Origin of the sequence: Asticcacaulis sp., from assembly GCF_027484505.1 — a bacterium.
In the GTDB taxonomy this organism is placed as follows: domain Bacteria; phylum Pseudomonadota; class Alphaproteobacteria; order Caulobacterales; family Caulobacteraceae; genus Asticcacaulis.
The window spans coordinates 1-7,212 of sequence record NZ_JAIXSV010000041.1; the positions used below are offsets into that span (position 1 = coordinate 1).

The 7,212-nt window shown below is 59.6% G+C and carries 5 protein-coding genes; all 5 read right to left on the reverse strand.

Annotation, left to right across the window (positions count from 1 at the left end; translation table 11 throughout):
* Nucleotides 1-284: hypothetical protein (locus tag Q0072_RS02120; RefSeq protein ID WP_298325026.1), on the reverse strand; the 284-nt coding region annotated here is incomplete at its 3' end.
* Between the two features lie 196 nt (nt 285-480).
* The gene (locus Q0072_RS02125) at nt 481-1,530 is read right to left on the reverse strand and encodes a replication initiation protein (protein ID WP_298325028.1); all 1,050 of its coding nucleotides are present in this window, start codon (nt 1,528-1,530) and stop codon (nt 481-483) included.
* Nucleotides 1,531-2,371: 841 nt separating this feature from the next.
* Nucleotides 2,372-5,743, reverse strand: coding sequence for a hypothetical protein (locus tag Q0072_RS02130; RefSeq protein ID WP_298325031.1), 3,372 nt, complete (start codon nt 5,741-5,743; stop codon nt 2,372-2,374).
* 105 nt (nt 5,744-5,848) lie between these two features.
* Complete coding sequence (locus tag Q0072_RS02135) at nt 5,849-6,703, reverse strand: ParB/RepB/Spo0J family partition protein (protein WP_298325033.1); 855 nt, start codon at nt 6,701-6,703, stop codon at nt 5,849-5,851.
* Nucleotides 6,684-7,212 (reverse strand): ParA family protein (locus tag Q0072_RS02140; protein ID WP_298325035.1); only part of this gene is annotated, 529 nt, incomplete at its 5' end. The genes Q0072_RS02140 and Q0072_RS02135, both read right to left, overlap by 20 nt.

Sequence of the window (7,212 nt, forward strand, 5' to 3'; positions counted from 1 at the left end):
ATCAGGTCGTCGGCGGTCCGCGCGCGAAGATCGAACGCATCCTTCTGGCTGCGGTCGAGCCGCGATACTTTCCGGAAACTGAGCCATGCGACCAGTATCGACCCAATCAATGTCAGCAACACAACGGCAAGGGCGATCGCCGGGGCCATTTCCGCAGGCGCAACTTTGCTGAACAATCCCTCCAGCTTGTCAAAAATTTCGGTAAATGGCGTAATGCATGAACCGACACCCGTCAGCGTGGCCCCCACGCGCGTGATAAGCGCCAATGAGCGAGACTGGTCCATGCTGCCACCTCTGGCTTGTAGGGCGAAGGAGAGGAAGTATTCCTCAGGCAGATATGAGGTAATGCGCATTATCTGCGCTACCCGCGAGGGTGAAACAAACCCTAGCGATATAATTGCAAGACCTTTTGCTTATAACAAGTGAATTTCGCATATGCGTAATCACGGGCTATTGCAGCACGCATGGACAGTCACAGGTCTAAGAGGAACCGGTCATCCTGACCCGCAGCCGCTCCTCCTCCACAATCAGGACCGCCAGGGCGGGCACCCATTTGCGCAGATTATCCTTGGCGGAGGCGGCGGGCGGCAGGGTCATGCCCAGTTCTTCGGCGCGTTTGGCCCATTGCAGTCGCTTGGCGACATCCGCCCCGTCCAGGAAGCGCAGGGCGGCCTCTGTGCGGGCCGCCAGCATGCCATCCTCGGCGGCAGCGGCCCGTTCCCCGCGCCGCTGTGCCTTGGGCTTGGCCAGTTCGCGGGCGGCCTGTTCGGCGGCCTGCTTGTCCTTGCGGTGGATGCGGAAGACGCAGCCGACCACGCGCCCGCCCCCCCTGCCCCCGCCCTGGCGGATCTCATGCAGGGTGGCGGAGAAATCGCCCAGCCGCCCGATCTCCTCCAGCGCCGGGTCGAGCGCGTATTTGCGCAGGTCTTTCCAGTCCTTCAGCTTGTCGACACAGCCCAGAACCGCGCGCAGCTCCTCCACCTTGGCCTGCCAGTACGGCTCCTCGGCATTGCGGTCGGCATAGCGTTTCAGCACCTCATACATGGTGAGCGCATATTTGCTCTCAAACTCATAGATGATGCGCAGCGACAGATAGGAATATAAGGCTGGCTCACGCAACCGTTCCGACACCCAGGAATGGAACGTATAGGTCAGCGTCCCCCCCTCGATCCGGCAGGGACCCAGCAATTGCGCCGACTCCCACCCCGGCGTGCCGTCGGAGCGCAGGTAGTTGAACTGGCACAGCACCTTCTGCAATGTCTCGATACTGGATTTCAGGCGGGTATTGTTCACATCCGCCGTGCCGTCCCGCACCTCCGCCGCGAACCGGCGGATGGAGGCCAGCTCGATCGAATGGCTTTCCACCTTGCCCAGGTTCTCGTAAGCATGGGCCAGCAGATGGTTGAACAGCCGCCGGTCGGCCAGCGACAGGTCGGCATCGGCCTTGATCTCCACGGCCCCCGTGGCTTTCACGAGGGTCAGCGGCGTCTTGCGGGCCTGCGGGGCGGGGCTGGTGGGCTTGGCAACCATGGGCACAGTGTAGGTCGGAGGTAGGGTCCCGGCAACTCCGAATGCCGCCCCCTCCCCCTGGCCATTCCTCCCCTTCACCCCTGGCAATCCCTCCCGTTCGACCCTGGCAAAACCTCCCCCTGACCCTGGCAAAACCTCCCCGAAAGCGGTCGTAAGCCCTTGATCCGATGGGGCGATTTCGCCCCTAGGAATCAGTAAAGGAAGTAAAGGAACTTCAGGAAAGGCCGGATTTTGGGGTTGTTCGGAGATATTGCCAGGGCCATAAATCTGCGCACACAGCCCACGCCAGTGCCGGAATTCGGAGATTATGCCAGGGTTTACAGGGGCTTGGCCCACCTGACGGGGTCGAACGGGCGGACGGCAGGCCCCGGTCAGGGCGAATCGCAGCAGGACCGCCAGCCGCCAATCGGAGATTTTGCCAGGGTTCACAGGCGGAAACGGCGCCACCAGAACCTCCGAAAGGGGCATGGACAATAGGTCCTTTCGGAGGTTCAGCCAGTCCTCCGGCAACCCCTTGGAATCTAAAGCCTTCAACAGCACCGATTCGGAGATTTGGCCAGGGCGCCACCGCCGAACGGAGTTTTTGCCAGGGCCAGAATTCGGAGATTTCGCCAGGACAGCCCGGCCCTGTGCAACAGAGTGAACCACAAAATCATCTGTGTTGCAGGAGGGCAGGGTCACGGCTTTTGATCCTTTCTTGAAGGATCATTATCCTATAATGAGGAATGGGGTCTGTGAAGGGAAAAAGCAGAGTTCGTTAGTCGTCGAGTCGATTAAGTCCGCAACAAATGCGAAAAATCGCCAATATGCCTCCTGAGATCGGGAATCAGTAAAAACATGCTCATATTCGTCGAGTACCATTGATTATTTTTAGCAACGGCAACATTTCGGAACGAACCAACGGCTCTCCGGGGTATAGTGCGACGAATTCTTCAGTATAACGAACGTATTTTCTGATTGATTTGCGAGTATTTTGCGCTATCCTAAAAGAATTTAGCAGTCCATAAGCGAGTTGCGTTCTAATTTCGGTATTTTTAGTGTGGCGCCGATTTATTTCTTTAAGACTCATGATAAGAGAATCTAATATTTTTTGATTAACTGTTGGCCATACCATAGCATTAACTAGTCCTTTAGCGATAATCAGCGACAAATCAGAATCGTTTGGGAATTTGCTATCCAAATGACGTAATTCTTTAACTATAGTAATTGAACATCTATTTCTTTTTATGGTGTGTAGAAATGCATTAGCTAGGCACACGGCATAAATATAAACCATTGATTTTTCGTAGTTATGACATTTAACTAAATGACGTATATCATTTATTATTCTCACTTTTTGGCTCAAACTAACGTCACGGTTAGTGACAATGGTCGCTGATATAGATGAAAACTGATATGCTATATAATAATCATGTGGATTTTTTTTGTAAACACTCCTCGCATCTTCCGCCAAAGTTATAACACGATTGTTATCTGATTTAATGTGGTAAAGAGCATTTTGGATTCCGGTGGATAGTAGCCGCTGTATGCCAATATATTTATCGAAGTTTTCTGAAAATTTTTTTATCGTGCCGTATAAGGACTCCACTCTGTTAATATTATTTTCAGAATCATATATTGCATTTACTAAGCTACTTGCTAGTTCCTCACCTATAATGATATTGTCTGGATTGCTATTTTGGATATTTTGAATTTCATCTATAAGTTCGTCTCTCCAATTATTGGGCTTTGCATGATTGGAAGCATTCCGTAAGCCGCGAGCTAATAGGACTCTGGCTTCTGTATCATCAGAGTACGCTTCTGCTACTCTACGAAGCCCTCCCAACAGCTTGTTTGCAAATGCAGCGTTGGGTACAGGAAAAAACAGGATGTTGAGGCAAGTGATTGCGTACCGCTTAGCGATCACTTTCGCGTTCAACAATAGTAGACGCGGCTGAACAGGATGACTATCGGCAACGGTAGAGATGTTATGGTCCCCGACTGAGGATGCAGCTGAAGAGGAATGGCGGGCATCAAGCTCATTCACGGTTGCTATCAGCGCATCAACAATATGATCTACAGCGGCGTGCGCTTGCGTCTGTGCTAGACGGAGCGCTATCGTGGGAATGGGAGCTGCCCACTCTGACCAACGTTCTTCATTGGGCCGCCACGCAGCCAATTCAGCCACGAGTGGGACCAGAGCTTTCTCACCGGCAAAGTTGCGGGCGAGGTTAATCAGGGGTTCGCCCGGATCTCCATATTTCCAGGCCAGCGTGATCAGGCGCTCAATCTCTGCCGCCACCTCATTTGGTTGGCGGGGGTCGTCGGGGGCGGCCTGTTTCAGATGGCGCAGCAGGTAGAGGCCGCCGACATAGTCAGGTTCAAGCTTAGTCACATGGTCGGTTGGCAACGGCTTTCCCGTCATCACCGACCAATGTTGCCGCAGGGTCGGACGATGGGGCTTGCCCGTTATCGGCAGCAAATCCGCCAGCAAGGGGTCGGTCAGCACCTCCACCAACGGCACCGACCCGCCCAATGTGGCCAGGGCTAACAGGGTGCGATCCAGGGGCGTAATCTGGTCCCGTTCCATCCAGTGCCGTTCCTGGCGGTCCAGGAAATGGCTGGTGACGCCGGCCAGGGTCAGCGGCGTGTCGGTGCCGTGACGCAGGGCCAGACCCATCAGGGCGGCGAACAGGGGCCGGCCCAGTTCCGCATCGGCCCTTACCGCCGCCGTCACCTTCCCCACCTCCGCCTCTGTCAGGTCTGCCTCGCGGTAGATTGCGGTGATGGTGAACAGGTCGGCATCGGACAGGGGGCGCAGGTCCAGGGCCGCGCGCCCCGCGTCCGACCATTCCACGCTTGCCGCCCGCCTGCCCTTTTCCGTGCTGTCCTTGATCCGGTTGGGCAGGGCAAATTCGCCTTGGTTGGGTTGGGTATCCAGCAGCAGCAGGCGCACGGGTGCCCGCAAACTCTGTGTGCCCGCCCGGCAGGCCAGATTGTCGATCGGAGCACGGACCAGTGCCGGCGAGACGCCGGCATAGTCGATGATCAGGACCGTGGGTTCAGGTGCGCGCCAATTCTCATAGCGTTTGTTGGCAAGCCAGCCGGCCGAGGGCGGTAGGAATGTGGCCACCACCCCGCCCGTCAGGCGACGCAGCGACAAGGCCTCAAGCACCAGACGGCTTTTGCCCACACCGGCACCGCCGGTGATGCTGGTCCATAGCACGGGGGCCGGATCGTCGATGAACTGGTTCAGTGCCGCCAGCGCGGCGTCGCGCCCCACAAAGCGGGCCTTGCGGTCGTAATACAGCAGGCTGAGTTCCTGGCCTGTCTGCTGCGTTGGTTTCGGCCAAGTCAGGGGCGGCGCACGGTCATTGTCAAATTCCACCTTTATGGCGGATTGCAGCGCCGACAATTGCGCCGTTATCGCCGCGCGGAAATCCGCCAGGTTGTCCTGGCCCTGGTTCTGGTCGAGCTGCGCCTTCAACGCGGCCTGCAAGTCCTGCAGCCGCTCACCCTGCGCCTGCACCGCCGCCAGCACATCCTGGCCTGTTTGCACCAGGGCGCTTTGCCGGGTCAGGGTGACGGCACGGAAGAAGCGCTCATCGGTCTTCAACGCCTCGGCCACATAGGCGGACAGCAGGTCCGGCAGGCGGGCGGAAAGCCGGTTGGCCAGCCGCTGCCATGCCGCCATATATCCGGCGTCGGTGGTGTGGCGCATGTCGGGTGCGATGGCGTCGGCCAGAAGCAGGTTCAGCGCCTGTGCCGGGTCCGGGCCGGACAGGCGGGCCAGGGCCGTGGTGATCGCGTCATTCACCTCTGCCACCGGCACGCGGCGGGTGTGGCTCTCGGCCTGCTTCCGCCACTGTTCTAGACAGGCGCGCAGGTCATCGCCGGCTTTGCCACCTTGTGTGAATTCCTGCCCGTATTCCGTCAGCAGGGTCTTCAGGGCGCAGGACAGGGCCAGATCGGCCACGCGCACCATGTCGTCATGTTTGGGCAGCGACAGGGGGCCGGTCAGAAGCGATTGCAGCTTGTCGGGGCCGTATCGGTCGATCCAACTGGCCAAAAGGTTGCCGCCAAGACCGCCGCCCGCCGTCATCAGCGCCGTGCTGGCGGCACCAGCGGCACCGGCAGGGGCCAGAACGGGAAACAGGAATGCGCCCACGCAGGCACCCGCCAGCATGGAGCAGGTCACAACTGCCGCACCGCGCACCGTTATCGCCCCCGCCAAGGCCCCCTCCCCCACCGTTATCAGCCGATGGTATCAGCGGGAAAGACGGGTCGGCAAAGCAATTGTCGATTGCATAAATATGTATGGGGTGGAGGCCCCCCTCCCCTACCCTTTCAACAACCGGTCGATCTCGCGGCGCAGGGCCTGAAGCGTGCGGCGCTGCGCGTCGTCGAGCGCGGTCGGAGTTTTGGCCAGGGCCTTGACGCCCTTTTCCACCTGGGTCAGGGCGGTGCGCACGGGGTCGGGCCGGTCCTTGGGCGCTGGTGTCCGCGCCCCCTGCCCTTCGGCCTTGGGCGCGCGGGCCTCGCGCAGGGTCTTGACCGAGGCGCCCTGGCGCAGCAGGTCCAGAAGCCGGGCGCGTTCGGCCCCGTCGCTGGCCAGCGCCAGTTCCACCATGGCGTTGCGCGACAGGTGCAACGTTGCACATTCGGTCAGAATGTCGTCGGGCAGGGACAGCAGTTTCAACACGCGGTTGACCTGTGTCCGGCTCCAGCCCAGGGCGCCGGCGGCGGCCTCTTGGCTATAGGCGTGGCGTTCCATCAGGGCCTGGATGCCGCGCGCCTCCTCCAGCGGGGACAGGTCCACGCGCTGGAGATTTTCCACCAGGGCGATTTCCTCGGCATTGCCCGTCGTGACAATGGCGTGCAGGGTGGGGCGGGACAGAAGCCCCAGCGCACGCCAGCGGCGTTCGCCCGCCACAATCTCATATTCCCCGCGCGTATCGGCCAGGGGGCGGACCAGGATGGGCTGCAACAGGCCCTGGCGTTCGATGCTGTCGGCCAATTGGCGCAGCGCATCCTCGTCAAAATGGCGGCGCGGCTGATCGGCGCGCGGGTGGACGCGGGCGTGCTCCACCTCGATCAGGCGCGGAAAATCGCGGGAGATCAGGGAGCCGTCGCCGCGCGCGGCCACATCATCCATGGCCCGGCCAAAGGCCGTCTTACCCTTCTGCAACTTCACCGGCAATCTCCCTGGCCAGATGGAAATAGGCCTGCACCGGATGATCCGGGGGCAGGGCCTCCACCGCGATGACATTGTTATAGGCGGCCTGATTGATGCCCGTGCTCATCCGGATCGGATCGAACACGCGGCCAAGGTCGCTGTCGCCCGTGAAGCGGGCTCGCAGATCGGCCAGAACCTCGCGGTCCACGGTCTGGCGTTCGGCATACATGGTGGGCAGCACGCCCAGCACCGTCAGGTCATGGTTGGTAAAGCGGCGCACGCGGCCAATGGTCTTCAACAGCAGCGGAATGCCCAGCAGATCAACGGGCCGCGTCGCCACGGGGATCAGCACATGATCGGCGGCGTTCAACGCGTTGATGGTCATGGAGCCCAGGTTGGGCGGCGTGTCGATCAGGATGAAATCATAATCGCCCAGCAGCTCGGCCAGCGCCGCCTTCAACCGCGTCTCACGGCCCACCAGACCGGCGGCACTGTCAAATTCCGCCAGCGCCAGACCCGACGGCAGC

What these genes read in the sequence shown, in the direction of transcription:
- Q0072_RS02125 (WP_298325028.1), bottom strand. Translation starts at nt 1,530, where the DNA reads ATGGTTGCCAAGCCCACCAGCCCCGCCCCGCAGGCCCGCAAGACGCCG.